Source organism: Nocardia sp. NPDC051833 (assembly GCF_040681225.1).
In the GTDB taxonomy this organism is placed as follows: Bacteria; Actinomycetota; Actinomycetes; order Mycobacteriales; family Mycobacteriaceae; genus Nocardia.
Window position 1 is genome coordinate 67,313 of record NZ_JBFAYK010000003.1, and the last position, 22,066, is coordinate 89,378.

At 70.3% G+C, this 22,066-nt stretch carries 21 protein-coding genes; 13 read left to right on the forward strand and 8 right to left on the reverse strand.

The features are described from left to right. Positions 1-73: 73 nt before the first annotated feature. Positions 74-775, forward strand: coding sequence for a TetR/AcrR family transcriptional regulator (locus AB0L91_RS24940; RefSeq protein WP_357348597.1), 702 nt, complete (start codon positions 74-76; stop codon positions 773-775). Here AB0L91_RS24940 and AB0L91_RS24945 read toward each other — a convergent pair. Continuing rightward, on the reverse strand, positions 751-1,377 hold the full coding sequence (locus tag AB0L91_RS24945; RefSeq protein WP_355281125.1) for a TetR/AcrR family transcriptional regulator: 627 nt from the start codon (positions 1,375-1,377) through the stop codon (positions 751-753). The two genes, AB0L91_RS24940 and AB0L91_RS24945, sit on opposite strands and share 25 nt — an antisense overlap. 107 nt (positions 1,378-1,484) lie before the next feature. On the opposite strand from AB0L91_RS24945, the gene AB0L91_RS24950 reads away from it, so the two are divergent. Further along, positions 1,485-3,407, forward strand: coding sequence for an acyl-CoA dehydrogenase family protein (locus tag AB0L91_RS24950; protein ID WP_357349088.1), 1,923 nt, complete (start codon positions 1,485-1,487; stop codon positions 3,405-3,407). Positions 3,408-3,534: 127 nt separating this feature from the next. Here AB0L91_RS24950 and AB0L91_RS24955 read toward each other — a convergent pair whose 3' ends face one another. From AB0L91_RS24955 to AB0L91_RS24970, 4 genes are all read right to left on the reverse strand, one after another. Further along, on the reverse strand, positions 3,535-4,764 hold the full coding sequence (locus AB0L91_RS24955) for a sensor domain-containing diguanylate cyclase (protein ID WP_365013885.1): 1,230 nt from the start codon (positions 4,762-4,764) through the stop codon (positions 3,535-3,537). 189 nt (positions 4,765-4,953) lie between these two features. Continuing rightward, the gene (locus AB0L91_RS24960) at positions 4,954-6,366 is read right to left on the reverse strand and encodes an NAD(P)/FAD-dependent oxidoreductase (RefSeq protein WP_365013888.1); all 1,413 of its coding nucleotides are present in this window, start codon (positions 6,364-6,366) and stop codon (positions 4,954-4,956) included. A 14-nt stretch (positions 6,367-6,380) separates the two neighbouring features. Further along, positions 6,381-8,189: a DUF3556 domain-containing protein gene (locus AB0L91_RS24965; protein WP_365013891.1), complete on the reverse strand. Its 1,809-nt coding sequence runs from the start codon at positions 8,187-8,189 to the stop codon at positions 6,381-6,383. Positions 8,190-8,279: 90 nt separating this feature from the next. Then, positions 8,280-9,722, reverse strand: coding sequence for an AMP-binding protein (locus AB0L91_RS24970; RefSeq protein WP_365013893.1), 1,443 nt, complete (start codon positions 9,720-9,722; stop codon positions 8,280-8,282). 161 nt (positions 9,723-9,883) lie between these two features. On the opposite strand from AB0L91_RS24970, the gene AB0L91_RS24975 reads away from it, so the two are divergent. The 3 genes from AB0L91_RS24975 to AB0L91_RS24985 all read left to right on the forward strand — a co-directional run bounded on the left by AB0L91_RS24975 (position 9,884) and on the right by AB0L91_RS24985 (position 12,823). Continuing rightward, positions 9,884-11,104 (forward strand): helix-turn-helix domain-containing protein, encoded by a 1,221-nt coding sequence (locus tag AB0L91_RS24975; RefSeq protein WP_365013896.1) that lies wholly within the window; start codon positions 9,884-9,886, stop codon positions 11,102-11,104. Positions 11,105-11,234: 130 nt separating this feature from the next. Beyond that, positions 11,235-11,909: a hypothetical protein gene (locus tag AB0L91_RS24980; protein WP_365013897.1), complete on the forward strand. Its 675-nt coding sequence runs from the start codon at positions 11,235-11,237 to the stop codon at positions 11,907-11,909. 83 nt (positions 11,910-11,992) lie between these two features. Next, entirely contained in the window at positions 11,993-12,823 is an 831-nt protein-coding gene (locus tag AB0L91_RS24985; RefSeq protein WP_365013900.1) for an alpha/beta fold hydrolase, read from the forward strand. Between the two features lie 43 nt (positions 12,824-12,866). Here the strand turns inward: AB0L91_RS24985 and AB0L91_RS24990 are convergent, their stop codons facing one another. Next, complete coding sequence (locus tag AB0L91_RS24990; RefSeq protein WP_365013903.1) at positions 12,867-13,262, reverse strand: nuclear transport factor 2 family protein; 396 nt, start codon at positions 13,260-13,262, stop codon at positions 12,867-12,869. A gap of 126 nt (positions 13,263-13,388) precedes the next feature. Between AB0L91_RS24990 and AB0L91_RS24995 the strand changes: the two genes are divergently transcribed. The 4 genes from AB0L91_RS24995 to AB0L91_RS25010 all read left to right on the forward strand — a co-directional run bounded on the left by AB0L91_RS24995 (position 13,389) and on the right by AB0L91_RS25010 (position 15,832). Further along, complete coding sequence (locus tag AB0L91_RS24995) at positions 13,389-13,991, forward strand: TetR/AcrR family transcriptional regulator (protein WP_355281142.1); 603 nt, start codon at positions 13,389-13,391, stop codon at positions 13,989-13,991. 39 nt (positions 13,992-14,030) lie between these two features. Then, positions 14,031-14,906, forward strand: coding sequence for a siderophore-interacting protein (locus AB0L91_RS25000; RefSeq protein WP_365013906.1), 876 nt, complete (start codon positions 14,031-14,033; stop codon positions 14,904-14,906). A gap of 90 nt (positions 14,907-14,996) precedes the next feature. Beyond that, the gene (locus AB0L91_RS25005; protein WP_365013908.1) at positions 14,997-15,458 is read left to right on the forward strand and encodes a MarR family transcriptional regulator; all 462 of its coding nucleotides are present in this window, start codon (positions 14,997-14,999) and stop codon (positions 15,456-15,458) included. Continuing rightward, entirely contained in the window at positions 15,455-15,832 is a 378-nt protein-coding gene (locus AB0L91_RS25010; protein WP_355281148.1) for a DUF5313 family protein, read from the forward strand. Before AB0L91_RS25005 ends, AB0L91_RS25010 begins: the two co-directional genes overlap by 4 nt. 8 nt (positions 15,833-15,840) lie before the next feature. Here AB0L91_RS25010 and AB0L91_RS25015 read toward each other — a convergent pair whose 3' ends face one another. Beyond that, on the reverse strand, positions 15,841-16,530 hold the full coding sequence (locus AB0L91_RS25015; RefSeq protein ID WP_365013911.1) for a TetR/AcrR family transcriptional regulator: 690 nt from the start codon (positions 16,528-16,530) through the stop codon (positions 15,841-15,843). 191 nt (positions 16,531-16,721) lie between these two features. Between AB0L91_RS25015 and AB0L91_RS25020 the strand changes: the two genes are divergently transcribed. Genes AB0L91_RS25020 through AB0L91_RS25035 form a run of 4 tightly spaced genes read left to right on the forward strand, consistent with a single transcriptional unit; the run spans position 16,722 to position 21,427 of the window. Further along, positions 16,722-17,663: an alpha/beta fold hydrolase gene (locus AB0L91_RS25020; protein ID WP_365013913.1), complete on the forward strand. Its 942-nt coding sequence runs from the start codon at positions 16,722-16,724 to the stop codon at positions 17,661-17,663. Between the two features lie 7 nt (positions 17,664-17,670). Next, on the forward strand, positions 17,671-19,437 hold the full coding sequence (locus tag AB0L91_RS25025) for an amidohydrolase family protein (protein ID WP_365013916.1): 1,767 nt from the start codon (positions 17,671-17,673) through the stop codon (positions 19,435-19,437). Next, positions 19,434-20,324, forward strand: coding sequence for a metal-dependent hydrolase (locus AB0L91_RS25030; protein ID WP_357348625.1), 891 nt, complete (start codon positions 19,434-19,436; stop codon positions 20,322-20,324). Before AB0L91_RS25025 ends, AB0L91_RS25030 begins: the two co-directional genes overlap by 4 nt. Further along, complete coding sequence (locus AB0L91_RS25035; protein WP_365013919.1) at positions 20,321-21,427, forward strand: PDR/VanB family oxidoreductase; 1,107 nt, start codon at positions 20,321-20,323, stop codon at positions 21,425-21,427. Before AB0L91_RS25030 ends, AB0L91_RS25035 begins: the two co-directional genes overlap by 4 nt. On the opposite strand, the gene AB0L91_RS25040 is transcribed toward AB0L91_RS25035, so the two are convergent. Beyond that, a complete protein-coding gene (locus AB0L91_RS25040) occupies positions 21,389-22,006 on the reverse strand; it encodes a TetR/AcrR family transcriptional regulator (protein WP_357348629.1) in 618 nt (205 codons plus the stop codon). The two genes, AB0L91_RS25035 and AB0L91_RS25040, sit on opposite strands and share 39 nt — an antisense overlap. Between the last annotated feature and the right edge of the window lie 60 nt (positions 22,007-22,066).

Consider the following 22,066-nt stretch of genomic DNA (forward strand, 5'->3'; position numbering starts at 1 on the left):
CACCGCGCGATGGAGGGTTCTCCTATTCTGGGGAGCGCTTCAGCTCCCGGGCGTGAAAGGTGGAGGTCGAGGAATGCCGCCCAAAGGAACCCACCGACGGAAGCAGCCCGGTCAGCTTCGCCGCCAGCCCTCGCAGGATCGCGCGAAGGAGACCCGGGATCTCATTCTCGACACCGCCGCGGAACTGTTCGGCTCGCTCGGTGTCGCGCAGACCTCGACCAATCGCATCGCGGCCGAGGCCGGGGTCAGCATCGGCACCCTGTACCGGTACTTCGCGGACCGCTCGGTCATCGTCGACGAACTGCTCGATCGCCTGCTGGCCGATCTCGAACAGGGCTTCACCGCCCGGGCTTTCGAGTTCTCCGGCTCGGGTGGCGACGCCACGGCCGAGTACTGCACGCGGATCGTCAGCGAGATCCTCGGCATCTTCAGCGACATCCTGGTCGCGAATTCCGCGTTGCTGCGGGCCTTGATCGGCGGCGTGCAGTTCTACAGCACCGGGCTGCCGCAGTTCGAACAGCGGCTGCGATTGCTCGTCAAGGTGGTGCTGATCCAGGGACTCGGGCCCGCCGACGACGGCTACCTCGACACGGTGACCTTCGTCTTCATCAATACCGGTTTCGCCGCCGTGGTGCGGGCCGCCGCGGTGGAGGTCTCCGCGCCGGAGCGCGCCGACGCCATCGCGATGACGGCGCGCATGATGGGCACCTGGCTGGCGGCCGAGGTCGCCGAGCGGGACCGGGCGGACGCTCAGGCCGCGCGCATGGCGCGATAGACGGCCGCGCCGACGAAGGCGCCCAGCTCGTCGGGCTCCCACCCGGATCCGTCGGTGAACAGGGTCCGCACCGCGCCCTCGCCTGCCGAGACCCACAGTTCCACCAGGGCGGGGAGCTTGTGCTCGGCGTCGGCGGTGCCCCAGGCGTGCAGCGTCGGGCGCAGGAGTTCGGTGCAGCGCGCGATCGCCAGGGTCCGGCCCCGGCCGAAGGACGCGGCGACCGCGGGATCGGGATTGCCGTAGAGCAGCCGCCACGCGGCGGGCCTGCTCGCCACCTTGTGCAGCAGCGCGCGGTAGCCCTCGACGAAGACGGTCTCGTCGGCGTCGGTCGTGCGTGGCGGCAGGACATCGAGCACACCGGAGACCAGGAACGCCTCCTCGCGCTCGATCAGCGCGTCGATCAGCTGGACCCGGTCGGGGAAGCAGGCGTAGACGACCGGCCTGGTCACGCCCATGTGTTCGGCGATCGCGCCCATGGTCACCGCGGCGATGCCCTCCTCGGCCGCGATCGCCAGCGCGGCGTCGAGGACCTGGGGGCGTCTGCGCTCGGGCCCGAGATGTGCCGCCCGTTCTCGCCGCTGAACGGCCGACTCACTTCCCATCGGTCCACGATAGCAACCGCCGACAGGTTCCTACACAGATGTAGAAAAATGCTACATTGATGAATGAAGCGCCCGACCACGCTGGACGCCCGCACGAGGAGCCGACGATGCCCCAGGTCCTGTTCAACCCGAAGAACTGCGATTTCGCCCAGTTCGACCCGGAGACCCGCAGGCTGCTGCACGCGGTCGTCGACTGGTTCGAGGCCCGCGGCAAGGCCCGGCTGCTCCAGGACGACAAGGAACAGGTCTGGCCCGCCGACTTCCTGGACTTCGTGAAGCGCGAGCGCCTGTTCGCGACGTTCCTCACCCCGGCGGCCGAGGCCGACGGCGATCCGGACAAGCGCTGGGACACCGGCCGCAATGCCGTGCTCAGCCAGATCTTCGGCTTCTACGGCATGACCTACTGGTATGTCTGGCAGGTCACCATCCTCGGGTTGGGCCCGATCTGGCAGAGCGGCAACGCCGCGGCCAAGAAGAAGGCGGCCGCGCAGCTCGATTCCGGCGAGATCTTCGCCTTCGGGCTCTCGGAGAAGGAGCACGGCGCCGACGTGTACTCCACCGACATGATCGTCGACCCGCAGCCCGACGGCGGGTACTCGGCCACCGGCGGCAAGCACTACATCGGCAACGGCAACCTGGCCTCGATGGTGTCGGTGTTCGGGCGCCGCTCCGACAAGCCCATCATCGACAGCGCGAAGGCGCTGACCAGCAAGCCGACCGAAGCGGATTACGAGGGGTATCTGTTCTTCGTCGCCGACAGCCAGCACCCGGCCTACAAGCTCCAGCGCAATGTGGTCAACAGCCAGATCTACGTCGCGGCCTTCGAGCTGGACAACTACCCGGTCGCCGAGGCCGACATCCTGCATCGCGGCGAGGACGCGTTCCACGCGGCGATGAACACGGTGAACGTGGGCAAGTTCAACCTCGGCTTCGGCGCCATCGGCGCGTGTGAGCACTCCTTCTACGAGGCGATCGACCACGCGGAGAACCGGATCCTGTTCGGGCACAAGGTGACCGAGTTCCCGCAGGTGCGTTCGCTGATCGCCGACTCCTACGCGCGCATCGTGGCGATGAAGCTCTACAGCGAGCGCGCGATCGACTACATGCGTTCGGCCTCGCCGCAGGATCGCCGCTACCTGCTGTTCAACGCCATCGAGAAGATGTCGGTCACCCGGCAGGGACAGCGCGTCATCGAGGATCTGGCCGACGTCATCGCCGCGCGCGGCTTCGAGAACGACATGTACTTCCCGGTCGCCATGACGGCGATGTTCGGCCTGCCGCGACTCGAGGGCACCGTGCACGTGAACATGGCGCTGTCGCTGAAGTTCATGGCCAACTACATGTTCCATCCGGCCGACGCGGGACTGGCCGCGCTGCAATCGATTCCCGGCGCCGCGGTGGCCCCCACCGGTGCCGCGCGGGCGGTCACCGGCGCGCTGAGCTGGTCGAGCCGCAAGCTGGCGCCGCGACTCGGCGCGGTGGTCAAGCCGCTGCGCGCCGAATTCGCCAGTGCCAGTTACGCTCCGGTGCCGACCCGGCGCGACACCGCCGACGACGAGTTCCTGTTCCGCCAGGGTCCGAGCAGCGGCCTTGGCCGGATCCGGTTCGCCGACTGGCGCCCGGTCTTCGAGAGTTTCCGTGCCGTGCCCAACGTGGCGGTGTTCCTCGAGCAGGTGCTCGCGCTCCAGGGCCTGCTGGCCGCCGCGGCGCCGACCGCCGCCCAGCAGCAGGACGTCGACTTCCTCTTCGCGCTCGGCGAGCTGTTCACCGCGGTGCCCTACGCGCAGCTGATCCTGGAACAGGCGCGCATCGACGGCACCGACCCCGCCGTGCTCGATCAGATCTTCGACGGCTTCGTGCGCGCCTTCTCCGCGAACGCGGTGACCCTGCACAACAAGCCGACCGCGACCCCCGCCCAGCAGCGCCGCGCCCTCGACCTCGTCCGCAGGCCCGTCCACGACGGGACGCGCTTCGACCGAGTGCTCACCGAGGCCCGCGCACTGGCGGGCACCTACCGGATGAACCCCTAGCCGGAAGGCGCTGTCCGCGAACGTGAATTATGTTGCTGTGCAACATTATTGCTAGGGTTCGTGGCGGTGGTGTGGCCGATGGATCCCGCAGACCCGTTGCGCCGCACCACCTCTGGGGAGACAGGGATCAGGAGCCGGTGGGGACCGGGTCCCAGTGCCGCAGGATCCAGCGGTTCTTGCCGAGTGCCTTGGCGGTGTAGAGGCAGTTGTCGGCGGCGGTCATCAGGTCGCGGGGCTCGGCGCCGGCGATCCGGGAGACGATCGCGCCCAGGCTGATGGTGATCTCGATCTCGTGATCGGCGACGACGAAGGGTTCGTCGACGGCGGCATGGAGCAGGTCGACGGTGCGCTGGATGCGCGCCGCGTCGGCCGGCGGCGGCAGCACCGCGATGAACTCGTCGCCACCGATGCGCGCGAGCAGATCGGTCTCGGGATCGAGGCAGGCCTGCAGGCGGGCGGCGACCTCGATGAGCAGGCTGTCGCCGACGGTGTGGCCGAAGGCGTCGTTGATCTCCTTGAAGCCGTCCATGTCCAGCGCGCACACCGCGGCGACGTCGTCCGGCGCCGCCGCGGTGATCAGCGTGTCGAGGTGGGCGAGCAGGTGCCTGCGGTTGGCCAGCGCGGTGAGCGGGTCGTGGTGGGCCTGCCAGTGCAGGCGCTCGGTGGTGGTGCGCCGCTCGGTGGTGTCCTCGCCGAAGCCGAGCAGATAGAGGCCGCCGGAGGCGGACACGCACCGGGTCACCGTCCAGCTGGCCCAGCCCTCGGTGCCGTCGGGGCGCTCGTACTCGCCTTCGATCCGGATGGTGCCGGTCTCGGAACGCTCGAGTTCGCCGTGGACGCGTTCCCTGGCGTGGTGTACCTCCTCCTCGGCCAGGTCGAAGCCCGAGGTGCCCTGGAGTTCGGCCAGCGTCTTGCCGGTCAGCCGTTCGAAGGCGGGATTGGCGTTGATGATGTTGCCGTGCGCGTCGCCGATGGAGATGGCGATGGACGCGTGCCGGAACGCCGTCTCCAGGCCCTCGGTGGCCGGGGCGGCCGCCTCGGCCAGTGTGTGGGCGAAGCCCTGCCCGAATCCGCCCGCGACGATGCCGAACGCGGCCGGACCCGCGCCCGCGGCCTCGCTCATGGCCTGCAGGACCGGCATCGACCGGGCGATGGCCACCGGGTCGGCACAGCCGAGGTCGTGTACGGCGGCGCCGGCCCGCTGGGCGACGACGGGGTCGGGATGTCCGGTGGCGAGGGTGGTCAGCAGCCGCTCGGTCCAGGTCTCGAGCTCGGTCACGAGGCACTCCGGCGGTGCGGCGTCGTCGACAGTGGCGGTCAGCTGCGCGGCCCAGCGCGCGGCGAATGCGCGGGACATGTCGGCTGACCACCTCCTGGCCGAGTGGGGATCGCTACCAGCTATGGGCTGGCAATCGAACCTACCACCTGCGGAAAGTGTCGAGGCCGAGGTTGGCGAACTCCAGGTCGATCGTCCGATAAGTTCGCCCGGACGGCCGGTCGACCGCCGGTCGGCGGAGTGCCCGGTACCGGTCGGATCGGTATCCGATCAACCCAACCGGCGCAGGGCGCGCTCGGCCGCGTTGACGCCACACATGCCGTGCGCGCCCGGACCGGGCGGGGTCGCCGCCGAGCACAGGTAGTGGCCGGGAATGCCGATGTCATACGGCTGCAGGGTCTTTCGTGGGCCGAAGAGCAGCTGGGGGATGTCCTTGGCGCCGGTCATGATGTTGCCGCCGACATAGTTGGCGTTGTAGTCGGCGAACTCCGTCGTGGTGCGGGTGGTCGAGCCGACCACGCGGTCCCGGAACCCGGGCGCGAAGCGTTCGATCTGGGCGATGATCGCCGCGGTGGCGTCGCCGGTGTAGCCGCGCGGGACGTGGGCGTAGGTCCACACGGGGTGCACCGAGCCCACCGACCGCTGCGGATCGGCGAGATACTGCTGACCCACCAGGACGAACGGGCGCCGGGGCAGCCGACCCGCGTGGATGTCGCGTTCGCCCGCGGCGATCTCGGCGAACGAGCCGCCCAGATGCACCGTGCCCGCGCGCCGGGCCGCCTCGGCGGTCCACGGGACGCCGCCCTCGACCGCGAAGTCGACCTTGAACGCGCCGGGCCCGTAGCGGAAGCGCCGATAGGCGCGGGCGATCCGGGGCGGGAGGCGGTCGCCGACGATCTCGGCCACCGCCGTCGGCGCGACGTCCCAGACGGTGATGTCGGCGATCGGCAGATCGGCGAGCGAGCGCACCCGCACGCCGGTCTCGATCTTGCCGCCGTGGTCGGCCAGCGCCGCCGCCATGCTGTCGGCGATCCGCTGTGAGCCGCCGACGGCCACCGCCCAGCCGTAGCGGTGACCCGCGGTCAGGATGCCCAGCCCGATACTGGCGCTCAGCGGCCGCTCGAGCGGATGGAACGCGTGCGCGGCGACCCCGCCGAACAGCGCCCGTCCCGGCTCGGTGCGGAAGGCCCTCGCCAGCAGCGTGGCGGGCGCCGTGGCGGGAATGCCGAAGCGCGCCAAGCGGAGTGGATGCCGGGGTAGTCGCAGCAGCGGCCGCATGATGTCGGTGCCGGTCTCGTCGTAGCCCGCGACCGTCCGCTCGAACAGGGTGCGCCACAGCCGTTCGTCCGCGCCGAGGCCCGCGGCGGTCGCGGTGACCGACCGGTGCAGCACGCCCGCGCTGCCGTCGTCGAGCGGATGCACGCAGTCGAGGTCGGCCCACGCCCAGCGCAATCCGTATCGCTCGAGGTCGACGCGTCGCAGGAACGGCGACCCCACGGCCATCGGATGGATGGCCGAGCAGTGGTCGTGCAGCAGGCCGGGCACGATCGCCTCGCTCGAGCGGGTGCCACCGCCGATCGTGTCGGCGGCCTCGAGTACCGTCACCGTCACGCCGGCCATGGCCAGGGTGACGGCCGCGGCCAGGCCGTTGGGGCCGCTTCCGACCACTGTCGCCGTTGTCATCGACTCGTCCTCTCCTACTCGGCCGACTGGGCCACGGTGTCGTGCTGCGGGGCGATCGTGGTGACGTCGTCGCGTCGCCAGGTCACCCGGTGCGGGATGGGCCCGTCGGGCAGCCACGGCAGCGCCGCCACCGCGTCGGCGACCTCCCAGGTGCCGCGTTCGAGGACGCCGAGCGCGGCGTCGACCACCAGGTACCGCTGGGTGCCGCGGTGGATCGGCTGCGACTCCACCCACACTACGATCCATTCTCCCGGCGCGAACCCGACCCGGGCCTGCACCGCGGCGATCAGGTCGAGACCGTGCAGGTGACCGTCGCCGAAGTTGAACCCGATCAGCGAGTTGCAGGCGAACTCGGCCTCGCGCACCGTCCAGCTGTCCAGCGCCGGAATGTGCTTGTACAGCAGGGAGAACAGGCCGCGGCCCTGACTGTGCATCGACCGCCAGGCGATGGTCTGCTGCATGGTGATCTCGGCGACCGCCGGCGGGTAGCCCATGGCCAGCAGCTGGTCGATCTGGTTGTCGGCGGGCCGGTGCGCGATGGTGTTCAGCTTCGCCTCCGCGCCTGGGGCGAAGGCCCACAGCGCCGAGGCCCAGTTGCCCGCGTACTGGCGCATGGACGGCAGGAACGAGACCAGATCCGGGCGCAGATTGCCCAGCACCGGGAAGAACGCGAGACCCGCCGCGATCGCCACCGTCAGCCACGGGGAGGACATGTCGAACACGCCGTAGCCCTCGGCGTTCGGGAACCCGAGGAACAGGAACACGGTGAGATAGGCGAACAGGATGTTCCACTCCAGCGGCACCGCCAGCGGGAAGGTGGAGGTGATGAACAGGTGGAAGACCACCATCATGGCGACACCGGCCAGGTTGAGCCAGTGATTGTTGGTGAACAGCAGCACGATCGGGGTGACCACCTCGACGGTGGTGCCGCCGACGTGGGCCATGAACGAGGCCAGCCCCGACGGGCGGATGTCGTGCGGGAAGTCGCGGTAGTGCGCGCGCTTGATCGACCGGAACGGCATCGCCGGGCTGTTGGACACCATCGGCGGCACCACATTGGTGAAGTGCTTGCCGAACTTGGACACCCCGGCGCCGACCCACACGATCACGATCAGCAGCTTGGCCGCGATGATCATGTCGGTGAACGGCAGCACCGCGAAGAACAGCAGCGCGGGCAGGTACTGCTCGCCCCGGGCCGCCAGGAAGATCGTCTTGTCACGCAGGCCGCACAGCACGTACAGCACGATCGGCGCGACCAGCAGGGCGGGAGCGACCAGCCCGGACGTGTTGTCCGGCAACGCCGCCAGCAGCGAGGCGGTGGTCTTGCCCGGTGCCAGCAGCGCGACCAGCAGGGACGCGAGGAAGCCGAGGTAGAGGGCCACGTCCAGCAGGGTGCGCGAGTCACCGTCGGTGAACGGCACCCGATGCCACGGTCGCAGGCGGATGGCGCCGCGCCGGGCGAAATACAGCGCGCCGCCGGTCATCGGCTTGAACTTGCCTGCCAGCGGCCCCCACGAGCCCGCGACGCCGATGGCCTCGAGCAGGACCGTCCACAGCACCAGCTTCTGGTAGACGATCGGCTGGTTCCACCACTGCGCGACATCCCAGAACGGCCCGGTGCCCGAGGTCGCGGTCGCCAGCACGACGCCGCCGAGGACATAGACCACCAGCAATTTCAGGATGTAGATGGTGTGGATCATCTTCGGCGTGCCGAAGCCGTATTCCGCCCAGTGCAAGGCCAGCGTCCGAACACGGTCGCGCAGTGGCAGATCCAGAAATGTCTCCGTATCCACCGGCGGGAAATCTCCCGTCTTGAAGCCCATGGCCCGATTCCTTTCTTCCCGCTCGCGGACGCGGCGGACCGCGACCGAAAGTCCGACTTTCGTTCGAATTGATGTGTGGCGCAGTAGTGTTCAGACGTGCGTGGCGAGTGCCCGCAATTGTTTCTTGTCGATCTTGCCGACCGGATTGCGCGGCATCTCGGCCGTGAGCAGGATCGCGACGGGCACCTTGAACGCGGCCAGTTCCGCCCGGCAGTGCTCGGTCAGCTCCGCGGCGGTGATCCTGGCCCGCGGCGCGGCCACCACATGGGCCACCGGTACCTCGCCGAGCACGGCGTCGGGTACCCCGACCACCGCGGCCTCGTGGACCGCCGGGTGCCGGTAGAGCGCGTTCTCGATCTCCTTGGGGTACAGGTTCTCCCCGCCGCGGATGATCATGTCCTTGATCCGGTCGACCAGCACCAGGTAGCCGTCGGTGTCGAAGTAGCCGACGTCGCCGGTGTGCAGCCAGCCGTCCACCACGGTGGCGGCGGTCTCGGCGGGTTTGCCGAGATAGCCGCGCATGACATTCGGTCCGCGGACGACGACCTCCCCGGGTTCACCGGGCGCCACCAGCGCGCCGTCGGGGTCCATGATCGCCACCGCCTGGCCGGGCAGCGGCAGCCCGACCGTGCCCGGTTTGCGCTGTCCCGCCACCGGATTCAGGGTCGAAGCGCAGGTGCCCTCGGACAGGCCGTAGCCCTCCACGATCGGCACGCCGTAGCGCTGCTGGAAGCGGTCGATGAGCTCGGCGGGGGTGGGCGCCGCGCCGCAGATCGCCAGTCGCAGCGAGGACGCGTCGGGGTGCTCGCCCTCGGGCTGGGCCACCAGCATCGCGTAGATCGCGGGCACCGCCGAGAAATAGGTGGGCCGGATCCGCGCCACGGCGTCGAAGAATCCCGACGCGGAGAACTTGCCGGCGATGGTGGTGCGGCCGCCCGCCAGCAGCGGCGACAGCACGCTGACCACGATGCCGTTGACGTGGAACAGCGGCAGGATCAGCAGGCTGTGGTCGCTCGCGTCCAGGCCGAGCGCGCCGATGATCATCGTGCACATGGCGGCCAGGTTCTCGTGCCCGAGCAGCACGCCCTTGGGCCTGCCCGTGGTGCCGCTGGTGTAGATGATCAGCGCCAGGTTGTCGACGGGCGCCGCGGCGGCGACCGGGCCCGCGGACCGCGCGAGGTCGTCGACCGCGAGGGTGACCCCCGCGCGCCCGGGTTCGCCGATCACCACCCCGGCGCCCGAATCCTCGATCTGGTACCGGATGTCGTCGTCGGTCAGGCCGGGGTTCACGGGCGTGACCGCGGCGCCGAGCCGCCAGGCGGCGAACAGGACCACCACGAGCTCCACCCGGTTGGGCAGCACGACGGCGACGACATCGTCGGCCCGGACACCCGCCCGGTGCAGGATCGACGCGGCGGCCTCGACCCGCGCGTGGAACTGCGCGTTGGACAGCGTGGTCGAGTCGTCGGCCAGCGCGGGTCCGTGCGGGTCGGCGGTGGCTCTGACCTCGGGCAATTCGGCGATGTGTCGCATGATTCCTCACCGGAGACTGATGTGATCTGGATTACATGTCTCAAGGTAGGGCGCGGATCCGGCGCCGCCTACGGGCCCGCAGCCCAGCAATGCGACGCGGTGTTGTGCCCCGGGCACAAACCGCGCCGTCGGCCCCGGCACCGGGGGTACTGTCTGCGCCCATGGCCCCTGACAACGACCCCCTCGTGCGGACGGTGGCGGGCCGGATCAAGGCGGACCTGGACCGGCTGGCCCCGACGATGACCTCGATGTTCACCGAGGTCATCCCCGAATTCCGGCACGACGACGAGGTGCGCAGGCTGATGGTGGCCAGCACCGAGTCCAACCTCGCCGCCATGCTGGACATGCTCACCCTGGCCATCGGCATCGACGACATCACCGTGCCGCCCGCCGCCGCCGAATACGCCCGCCGCTTCGCCCAGCACGATCTGTCGCTGGAGGCGCTGCTGCGGGCCTACCGGCTCGGCGAGCACATGTTCGTGCAGTGGACGATGACGCTGCTGGCCGAACTGAACCCGCCCACCGACGTCGCCCTGGCCGCGGCCGCCCGCATCGCCGACATGGTCAACAGCTATATCGACCAGGTGATCGAGGGCCTGATCGACATCTACGAGAGCGAACGTCGGCGCTGGGACGCGCGCACCGACGCCGCCCGCGCCGCCCAGGTCCGCGCGGTGCTCGACGCCGACGATCTGGACCTGGCCTCGGCCGAGCAGATGCTGGGGGTCTCACTGCGCGGCTGGCAGCAGTTCGCGGTGCTGTGGACGCCACCGGGCACCCGCGATCCCGGCGCGATCCTGCGGGCGGGCATCGCGCTGATGGCCGCCGCGACCGGCAAGACCCCGATGACCGTCGAGGTCGACGACTACAGCCGCTGGGTGTGGATCTCCTCGGCCGGGAAGCCGGTGCTCGACACCGAAGGGCTCGTTCGCGGTTTGCGCGGGCAGCCGAAACTGTCGGTGGCACTGGGGGATCCGGCCACCGGCCTGGACGGCTTCCGGCAGACCTGCCGCGACGCTCAGCGGGCCCGCACCGTCGCCCTGGCCACCCGGACGCACGGGCTCACCGGATACGCCGACGTGGCGCTGTCGGCGCTGTTCACCGACCGGGTGCCCGAGGTGCAGGAGTGGGCGAGCCGGGTGCTGGGCGGGCTGATGGGGGAGGACGAGACGGCCGCGCGGTTGCGCGAGACCGTAAGGGCGTTCCTCGACGCGCGCGGCAGCTACACCGATGCCGCCGCCCGGCTGCACGTGCACAAGAACACCGTGCACTACCGGGTGCGCAAAGCCGAAGAGCTGCTCGGTCATCCGCTCACCGAGCGCAGACTCGACCTCGAGGTGGCTCTGCGGGCCTGCGCTCAGCTGGGTCTGCCGAAGTCGTGATCCGGGCGTGATCCGCTGTGAATGCCCACAGCGTTGGGCCGATCCGCGGGCGGATTCGGTCAGGGGCGCCGATGGTGGAGGGATGGGAACGCGATTCCCATACCGAACGACGCACCACTGGGGTATCGGAATGAACGCACCGGACGACCATCGGAAAAGAACAGCGCGGGAATGCCTGCCGAGCACCACGCGCCGGAATATCGACTCCTATATCCGGTCGGAAGTCGCGAGAATTCACGAGAATTGGCTCGACGACGCCGAATTCACGACCTCGGCCGCCGATCGCGCCGCCCGCGTCGACGCCGAGGCGGCCGAGCTCACCGGCCGGGTCGCCGTCGCCGAAGCGGCCATCCTCGACGACCTGCGCGCCGACTGGCGCGCGATCCACGGCAGCGGGCTCCCCGCCGCCAGGACCGTCGCGGCCCTGCGCGGCACCGCGCGCGAGGACGCCCGCCATGCCGTGCTGTGTGAACACCTGTATCCACGGGTGTCGCAGGACATGCTCGCGGAGCGCCGCCGCGCCGAATACGCGGCGGCCGACCGTCGCCTCAACGCCGCGGTCCACACCGACCTGCACCGGTGGCGGCGCCGGGCGGTCCACCCGACCGCGCCGACCCGCGCGATCGTGGCCAGGACCTGGGGCACCATCCGGTCCGCGGAGTTCCTGGTCCTGGCGCACGCCCTCGTGCAGACGCGCGTCGAGGACGGGCTCCCGGTGCCGGTGACACCGCTGGATCCGCTGACCGAACAGCTCACCGAGGCCATTCGTGATCAGTTGATGTCCGACGGCCTGCTGCCGGTCTGAGGGTTCGCCGGGATCGGGCGGCGGGCTCGAGTTACCGTGACCACACCACGACGAGGTGGTGTGGGGAAAAGGAGGCATCGCGGATGCCACGTCTCGATATCGGTGGAACGTCGATCGCCTACGACGAGGCGGGATCGGGGCCGCCGGTCGTCTTCCTGCACAATCTCGGCGGCGATCGCACCATCTGGCGGGCGCAGTACGACGCGCTGCGGTCCGCGCACCGGGTCGTCGCCGTCGACCTGATCGGCTACGGCGAATCGGAGGCCCCCGACGCGGGGTACACCCTGGAGAACTACCTCGCCATGGTCGAGGCGGTCTTCGCCGAACTGGATCTGCGCGAGGTGACGCTGGTCGGGCACTGCTTCGGCAGCGCGCTGTCGCTGCTGTTCACGCAGGCGCGTCCGGACCTGGTGCGGTCGCTGGTGCTGAGCAGCCCGCTGACCCCTGCCACCGTGAAGCCGACCCGGACCGGCTGGGCCGCGCTGCTCGGCAAGCACGTGCGCCTGGACTCGCTGCTGTCGATGGTCCGCATCCCCGGTCCGCTCGCCGGGCTCATCGTCGCCGAGCAACTCGGCGCGGGTGGCGCCCACACCGACGCGACCGCCCGGCATCTGCGGTCGAGCTGGACCGAGCCGCGCAGGCTGATGGTGACCGCCGCGATCGCCCGCGAGATCCCGCGCCTGGCCACGCTCGACGAGTTCGTGCCGCCCGAGGATTTCCCGCCGATCACCACCGTCTGGGGCGCGCGCAATCGCGTGCTGTCGGCGCGCGCGGGCGCGCAGCTGAACCGGACGCTGCGGCCGGTGCGCGAGATCGTCGTCGACGACGCCGGGCACCTGGTCATGGTGGAGGCGCCCGAGACGGTCACCGCCGCGGTGCTGTCGGCGATCGAGCACGCCGACCGGCCGCACTGAGGAGTTCGCCGGTGGGCGGTGCCACCGGCGAAGACCCACTGACTCAGGCGATCTCGGCGGGCGCGGACAAGGCGGCCTGCATGGCGACGCCGTCCACGTAGGTGTGCTTCTCCTTCACCGCGCCGTCCTCGACGAGCACCATGTCCGCGATATCCACATCGACGACGCCGCCGGTGACGGAGGTGCCGGACAGCTTCCAGCGCACCACCCAGAAGTCGTCGCCGACGCGCAGATCGACCTGGGTGAAGGTCAGGTCGGGGACCAGGGCGAAGGTTTCCGCCGCGGCGACGCGGATCTCGTCGCGTCCGTGCGCTGGCGCGCCGCCGGAATGCAGGTGGAAGATCGAATCGGTGGTGTGCAGAGCGACGATGCGATCGGGGTCGCGGTCGGCCCAGCAGGCGTGGTAGCGCTCGAACAGATCCTTGGTGGCATCGGACATGTGGCCGGCCCCTTCCGAGATACAAACAGGATGACTGTATGTTCCCGGAGCGGGGGTGCCCGGTCAAGGGGGCGAAGGGCCTCGATCCGCCATGGCGGCGGTGCTGCCCTAGACTTCGACGTCGCCATGAACCCTGATCGCCGAACCCAAGCCGAGCGCTCGGCCGCCACCCGCGCCGCGGTCGTCCGCGCCGGACGAGAACTGTTCGGGCAGTTCGGATACGGTGCGGTGAGTACCATCGCGGTCGCCGAGGCGGCGGGGGTCAGCCGCGGCGCGCTCTATCACCAGTTCGCCGAGAAGAAGGATTTGTTCGAGGCGGTCTTCGAGGACCTCGAACGCAGCCTGGTGGAGGTGATCGCCACCGCGGTCGCCGCGGCGCGGGCCGCGGATCCGATCGCGAGCCTGATCGTCGGCTGCCTGGCCTGGTTGCAGGCCTCCACCGCCACCGAGGTGCGGCGGATCGCGCTGCTCGACGCACCGGCGGTGCTCGGGTGGAGCCGGTGGCGCGAGATCGAGTTGCGGCACACCATCGGCCTGGTGGAGAACGCGCTGGCCGGGGCGATGGCCGCCGGGCGGATCAGGAAGCAGCCGGTGCGGCCGCTGGCGCTGGTGGTGGTGGGCGCGCTGGACGAGGCGGCGCAGTACCTGGCGAACTCCGACGATCCCGAGGCGACGACGGCTGTCCGGGGCGTCATCGAGCAGCTCATCTCGGGCCTGGCGGTCGACTAGGGGAGTGCTGACGGAAGGTTAGTAGGTTAGCCTTGCCTAATGGCTACCGAGACTGTGTCCCGTACGACCATGGTCTACGCGCCGCTGCGGGTCCGCCGCGCGGTGCGGCTGACCCCGCGCATGGTGCGTGTCACCCTGACCTGTCCGGACCCGGCCGCCCTCGGGGACACGGGACCGGATCAGTACACGAAGCTGTTCTTCCCGCTGCCCGGTCAGCGGCGTCCCGTCGTCCCGCCGCCGCTCGACGACGCGGGCAGCGTGATGAGCTGGTACCAGCGGTATCTCGCCATGGCCGACGAGATCCGCCCGCCGATGCGCACCTACACCATCCGGGCGCAGCGGCCCGAGATCGGTGAGCTGGACATCGATTTCGCGCTGCACGCCGAGCACGCCGGACCCGCGTCGGAGTGGGCGACGACCGCGGCGCCCGGCGACGAGATCGGCCTGCTCTGCCCGCCGCACGCGCTCTACACCCCGCCGCCGAATCCGGCCTGGCAGTTGCTGATCGGCGACGAGACCGCGATTCCGGCCATCGGCGCGATCGTCGAACGCCTCGACGCGGGCGCGACGGTCCTGGCGTTCATCGAGGTCGCCGGTCCCGCCGACGAGCAGCGGTTCGACACTCGCGGTGACGTGCGCGTCCGGTGGGTGCATCGCGGCGATCGCCCGCACGGCGCGGCCGTGGTGGACGCGGTGTGCGCCGCCGAATTCCCGCCGGGCGCACCGTACGTGTGGATCTCCGGCGAGGCCGAACTGGTGAAGCTCACCCGCCGCAATCTCGTGCGCGACCGCGGCATCGACAAGCGCGCCATCACCTTCACCGGGTACTGGCGGCAGGGGCGCACCGAGGAGGACAACGGCCGCGAGAAGGTTCGTCGCGCCGCCGCCGGGGAGCCGCTCGTCGACGAGGAGTGATCCCCGGCCGCCGGTCTGTGATGCCACTAATAGTTATTGCACTAACTATTAGTGGCATAATAGTGTGTGGACGAAGGAAGGCGGTGGATCATGCAGGAGCTCGATGACCCGTTGCGGCTCGACCGGCAGGTGTGTTTCGCCCTGGCGGTGGCCAACCGATCGGTGCTGGCGGTCTACCGACCGCTGCTCGAACCGCTCGGCCTGACCCATCCGCAGTACCTGGTGATGCTGGCCCTGTGGGGTGAGGCGCCGATGTCGGTCAAGGCGGTCGCCGAGGCGATCCAGCTCGACTCGGCGACGCTGTCGCCACTGCTCAAGCGGCTCGAATCCGCCGGCTTGATCACCCGCCGTCGCGATCCGCACGACGAACGGACCCTGCACATCGATCTCACCGCGGCGGGTCGCGACCTGCGCAGGCAGGCCGAGGAGATTCCGCCCGCGGTCGTCGAGCGGCTCGGCGTGAGCCTGGCGGACCTGGAAGAATTGCGCGATGTCCTCGGCCGGGTCAACGCGGCCGCGCGGCGCGCATCGGACGTGAGGGAGCACCAATGACCGCCTCGACCCCCAATCTCTGGCAGCGCGTGCGCTACGTCACCGGCGGCACCCTGCCGCCGGAGATGGCGGACTGGGTCCTCGCCGATCTGACCGGTCCCGGCGCCACCCGCCGCTACCTGATGCGCTTCCTGCTCCCGGTGCTGCCGATCCTGTGCCTGTTCCTGCTGGTCCCCGGCCCGCTCTGGATGGGCCTGTCGATGATGGCGCTGCTCTACCTGCCGCTGGTCTACTTCACCGTCGCCCTGGTCTACGTCTACCGGCGGCACCGCCTGGTCAGCCACGGCTTCGACCCCGAACTGGCCGACGAGGCCGAACGCCGCCGCGCCGACGCCGAGCGCGCCGCCTACGAGAGCCGTCACCAGCGCGGCTGAGCGCCGCGTCAAGTCTGGGGGAGACCCTGGGAGATTGCGGCGAGGGTTTCGACCACGGGTTGGTCCGGGTCGACGGTGACACCCTTGCCGCGCAGGAAGCCATCCAGGAGCTGGCAGACCGAATCGGTGCTGCGCTCGATGAATTCCCTGGTGGCGGCGGGATCCGGCGTGCCGGGCACGTCGAGCCAGAGATCGGTGACCGCGACGAGGAAGCCGACGATGCCGCGCGCGAGGTGCTCGACCCCATCGGTGTCGAGACCGACCGCGGCGAACAGCGTGCTGGTGCGTTCGGCGAGATCGCCGGACAGGCGCCTGCCCACATCGAGCGGGCGGGCCGTGCCGTCGCCGGTCGGGACGCTCTGGGTGATCGCGACGTAGCGGAACACGTTCGGGTACGTGAGCACGACCTCCGTGGCCGCGGTCAGGAACTGGTGCACGGTCGTCCGGCGGGTCTGCATCATCAGCGACAGATCCGGCGCCACCGCCCGGTAGATCTGGTCGACCAGCCAGTCCGCGACGGCCCGGTCCAAGTCGGACTTGTCGGTGAACATGCGGTACAGCCGTGGTTTCGCGACGCCCACCTCGGCCGCGATCGCCCCCATCGTCACCTGCGCGCCGTCGCGGCCGATGGCGCGGATCGCCCCCTGGACGACATCGTCGCGCGAGAGGATCCGCGCGGCCGAACGCCCCGATGTCATCGACATGTCCCTGTTCTTCCGCGTCGCCCCAAGCCGTATCGGCAGCATACCGGCAGTTCCGGTGGTGATTGCCCGGTCGTGCTTGACAGGGTCGCCACCGGCCCGGGAAACTCTCCACCGGTACCAGCGGTACCGTGTAAGAGAACTCGGAGTACAACGTGCAGTGGCGCACGCGTCCAGAAGGAATTCCCATGGCGGCTCACCTCGACCATCAGCCCAGTGTCCGGCCCGAACCACGGCGACAGCACCGGGTCAGCAACGGTGAGATCGAGCTCGCCGTCTTCGAGTACGGACGGCCCGACGGTGTACCCGTGGTACTGGTCCACGGCTGGCCGGACACCCACCACCTGTGGGACGGCGTGATCGCGCTGCTGGCGGACGACTACCGGGTGCTGGCCTACGACACCCGCGGGTACGGGGAGTCCAGCGCGCCGCGCCCGGTGTCGGCGTATCGCCTGGACCGGCTCGCGACCGACTTCTTCGCCGTGATCGATCAGCTCAGCCCGGAGCAGCCGGTGCACGTCGTCGCGCACGACTGGGGCTCGGTGCAGGTCTGGGAGGCCGTGTGTGAGCCGGGCGCCGAGGAATTCGTCGCGTCGTTCACCTCGATCTCCGGTCCCAACCTCGACCATCTCGGCACGTTCCTGCGGGCACCGCTGCGCAGGCCGACGCCGCGCGCGGTGTGGAACACGCTGGCCCAGGGCCTGTCCTCGGCCTACACCGGGTTCTTCATGCTGCCGGTGCTGCCCGGCCTGTTCTTCCGGGTGGCCGGTTCGGCGCGGCTGTGGCGGCTGTTCCTGCGCCTGGTCGAGGGCATCCGGCCCGAGCAGGTCACCGTCGCCGACAGTCTGCGCCGCGATATGGTCTCGGGCCTGCGTTTCTACAAGGCCAACATCATTGCGCGGATGGTCGCGCCGCGGGACCGCCGCACCGCCGTGCCCGTCCAGCTGATCGTCAACACCCGCGACATCGCCGTGCGCCCGGCCGGCTACGACGGCTACGCGGACCGGGCCGACGAGCTGGTCCGCCACGACCTGCCGCGCGGCCACTGGCTGCCCTTCGCCGACCCCGGCGCGATCGCGGACTACGCGGAGAAGTTCATCGCCGCGCACTCGACCGACACCGGAAAGTAGTTCTCCCATGACCGATTTCGATCTCGTCATCACCGGCGGCACCTGGTTCGACGGCACCGGCGCCCCCGCGCAGCGCCGCCATCTCGGCATCACCGACGGCGTGGTTCGGCGGGTCTCGGCCGAGCCGCTGCCCATCGGACCGAACACCGAGGTGATCGACGCCGACGGCAAGTGGGTGCTGCCCGGCTTCGTCGACGTGCACACCCACTACGACGCCGAGGTGCTGATCAAGCCGGAGCTGTCGGAGTCGTTGCGGCACGGTGTCACCACCGTCGTCATCGGCAACTGCTCGCTGTCGACGGTGCTGGCCTCCAACACCGACTGCGCCGACATCTTCAGCCGGGTCGAGGCCGTGCCCCGCGACGCCGTCTACGACACGCTCGACCGCACGCGAACCTGGTCGGGTCCGGCCGAATACGCCAAGGCGATCGACGAACTGCCGCTCGGGCCGAATATCGCGGCGTTCCTGGGGCATTCGGATCTGCGCACCCATGTGCTCGGCCTCGGTCGCGCCGTCACCAGGGACACCAAGCCGACGGCCGCGGAGCTAGAGCGGATGCGGGAGCTGCTCGGTGAGGCGATCGCGGCGGGCTTCCTCGGCCTGTCGTCGATGTCGAACCCGCTCGACAAGATCGACGGCGACGAGTACCGCTCCCGCTCGCTGCCCTCGACCTACGCCCGCGGCAAGGAGGTCCGCGCGCTCAACCGCGTGCTGCGCCGCCACCGCCGCATCCTGCAGAGCGCGCCCACGGTGAGCCTGCGCCCGAACATCGCGAAGTTCTTCCTGGCCAGCGCCGGGATCGGACGTCGTCCGCTGCGCACCTCGCTGCTCTCGGCCGCCGACTCCAAGGCCTATCCGCCGCTGGTGTGGTTCATGCTGACGGTCGCGCCGCTGCTGAACCGCTTCGCGCGCACCGACTTCCGCTGGCAGCACCTGCCCGTGCCGTTCACGGTGTACGCCGACGGCATCGATCTGGTGGTCTTCGAGGAGTTCGGCGCCGGTGCGGCCGCGCTGCACCTGAAGGACCAGGTCGAGCGCAACGAACTGCTGCGCGACGAGTCCTACCGGCGCTGGTTCCGCAAGCAGTACGACAACAAGTTCACCCCGCGCATCTGGCACCGCGACTTCTTCGACGCCGAGATCATCGCCTGCCCCGACACCGCCGTGGTCGGCAAGACGATCGGCCGGGTCGGCGCGGACCGTGGCCTGCACCCGGTCGACGCCTACCTCGACCTGGTCGTCGAACACGGCTCCGCGCTGCGCTGGCGCACCACCATCGCCAACGACCGGCCCGGCTACCTGAACAAGCTCGCCGCCAGCAGCGGGGTGCAGATGGGCTTCGGCGACGCGGGCGCGCACCTGCGCAACATGGCCTTCTACAACTATCCGCTGCGCCTGCTGGAACGCGTGCTGCGCGCGCAGGAAGCGGGGAAGCCGTTCCTCAGCGTGGAGCGGGCCGTGCACCGGCTCACCGGTGAGCTCGCCGACTGGTTCCGGATCGAGGCCGGTCACCTGCGCGAAGGCGATCGCGCCGACCTGCTCGTCCTCGACCCCGCCGGCCTGGACGCCCGGGTGCACGAGCTGCACGAGGCGCCGCTACCGGAATTCGGGCTGGACCGGATGGTCAACCGCAGCGACGACGCCGTCCTGGCCACCGTCGTCGGCGGCAAGCGGGTGTTCGCGCGCGGCGAGTTCGCCGACGGGCTCGGCACCACCTGGGGCGCCGGCCGTTTCCTGCGCGCCGGTACCCCGGCCACGGAGGAGGTCCGATGAAACTGCCCCGTCGCCGCCGGAGCGCACCCGCGCCGGTCGCGCTGCACGCGCGCAATGTGCGGTTCGACTGGACCGACACCGCCCTGCGGTGGATGCCGGACGAGCCGGTCGCCTCGCACGTCGTCAACTCGCTGAATCTGCTACTGCCCGAAGGGGAGCGGATGTTCTGCGCGGCCTACAGCGAGGCGCTGCCGTACGTGCGCGACGCCAAGCTGCGCGAGGACATGCTCGGCTTCATCGGCCAGGAGTCGATGCACGCCGAGACGCACCAGAAGGTGCTGGCCGGGGTGCTCGCCGCGCACGGCATCGATACCGCGCCGTATGTGCGGCAGATGGAATTCGTCTTCCGCAACACCCTCGGCGCCCGGGACGCGGGGACCGCGGCCACCGAGGTGCGGATGGTGGAGCGGTTGACCTTCATCGCCAGCCTCGAGCACTTCTTCGCCTGGCTCGGTGACTGGATCCTCAACGCCGACTTGGAGAAACACCACGCCGATCCGCGCATGCTCGACCTGTTCCGCTGGCACGGCGCCGAGGAAGTGGAGCACCGCAATGTCGCCCACGATGTCGCGATCTACTTCGGCGCGGGCTATCTGCGGCGCGCGGTGATGATGATGATCGTCATCCCGATCCTGCTCGTGCTGATCCTGCGCGGCACCCGCTACCTGATCAACCAGGACCCCGGCATGCCCGACATCGGCTATCCGATGCTGCTGTGGCGGATCCTCGGCGCCATGCGGCGCGGTGCGCTGCCGCGCCTGCGGGCGCTCGCGCTCAGCGCGCTGTCGACGTTCGATCCGCGCTATTCGCCGAACAGTGTCGGCTCGACCGAGCAGGCGATCGCGTATCTGGCGAAGTCGCCCGCGGCCAGGGCGGCGCACCCGTGACCGGGCCCGGTGTCCCCGCCACGCTGCCGCCGGACCTGTACGGCAAGCACGACCACGACCCGACCACCCGGGTGATCGACCGGATCGCCACCGCGAAGGTGAGCCTGTCGACGCTGATCAACCGGCGCAGGCTCGAATCCGGCGTGGACGACCGCCGTTTCCCGGTCGTCGTGACCGAGCGGTCGATCGTCGCGGCTGACGCCGACGTGGTGAGCCTGCGCCTGGAGTCCCCGTCGGGGCGTGCCCTGCCGCGCTGGCAGCCGGGCGCGCACATCGACCTGGAACTGCCCTCGGGGCGCGTCCGCCAGTACTCGCTGTGCGGCGATCCGGCCGACCGCGGCGTCTACCGGATCGCGGTGCGCCGCATCCCCACCGGTGGTGGCGGGTCGATCGAGGTGCACGACGACCTGCCGGTCGGCGCGGAGCTGACCGTGCGCGGTCCGCGCAACGCCTTCCCGTTCGCCCCGCCCGGGCGCGGATCCACCGCGCGCCGACTGCATTTCGTGGCCGCGGGCATCGGCATCACCCCGATCCTGACCATGGCCAGGGCCGCCGACCGGCTCGGGGTGCCGTGGACGATGGTCTACTGCGGGCGCACCCGCGCGACCCTTCCGTTCCTCGACGAGATCGCCGAGTTCGGTGACCGCGTCACGGTGCGCACCGACGCCGAGCACGGCATCCCCACCGTCGCGGAACTGCTCGCCGGTGTCGACACCGACACCGCGATCTACTGCTGCGGACCGACCGTCCTGACCGCCGCCCTGCTGGACGCGGTCAGGCAGCGCGACGGCATCGAATTCCACGCGGAGCGTTTCTCGCCCGCGCCCGTCGTGGACGGCGCGCCGTTCACGGTGCGACTGGCGAGCAGCGGTGAGTCCGTGGATGTCGGCGCGGACGAGACCATGCTCGCCGCGCTCCTGCGCGTGCGGCCCGACCAGCCGTACTCCTGCCGTCAGGGCTTCTGCCGGACCTGCGTGGTGCGGGTGGTGGCCGGTGACCCCGACCATCGCGACACCGTGCTCACCGACGCCGAGCGGAGCGAGGGCAAGGCCCTCGCCTGCGTATCACGGTGCGACAGCGGGACTCTCGTCCTCGATCTGTGAGGCCGCGCGGCCGGTCGCGGCGCCGAGCATGGTCTCGAGCTCGGCGAGCACCTCGTCGAGCGGCTCGGTGGAGCCGTCGACCCGGCACAGGATGACCGCGCCCTCCACGGCCGCGATCGCCATCGTGGCCAGCCGGCCCGCCCGCGCCGGGTCGACGCCGTCGGCGGTCAGGGCCGCGTCCAGGGCGCGATGCCAGCGGCGCAGGATCTCGGCGATCTCCGGGCGCAGGTGCCGGTCCTCGGAGGAACCGCCCACCGCGACCGAGACCACCGGGCAGCCCGCCTCGTATTCGGAGGAGCGCAGGATCGCGGTCCAGAACTCGCCGATGCTGCGCAGCGCCGTGCGCGATCCGCGCGCCGCCGCCTGATCGATGATCGTGCCGATCGTGTCACCGGCGAGGGTGAGCGACTCGGTCATGATCTGGGCCCGGCCACCGGGGAAGTGGTGGTAGACCGACCCGCGGGGCGCGCCGCTGCGGGCCAGCACGGCATCGACGGTCACCCCGGCCGCACCGCGTTCGCGCAGCAGTTCCACGGCGCTGTAGAGCATCTTCTGCCGGGTGTTGGTGCGGGCTCCCACGGGGACGGTCTCCTTCGGCGATCTCGGGTCGGGCAACTGTCATGGTAGGCGCCCGCTCCC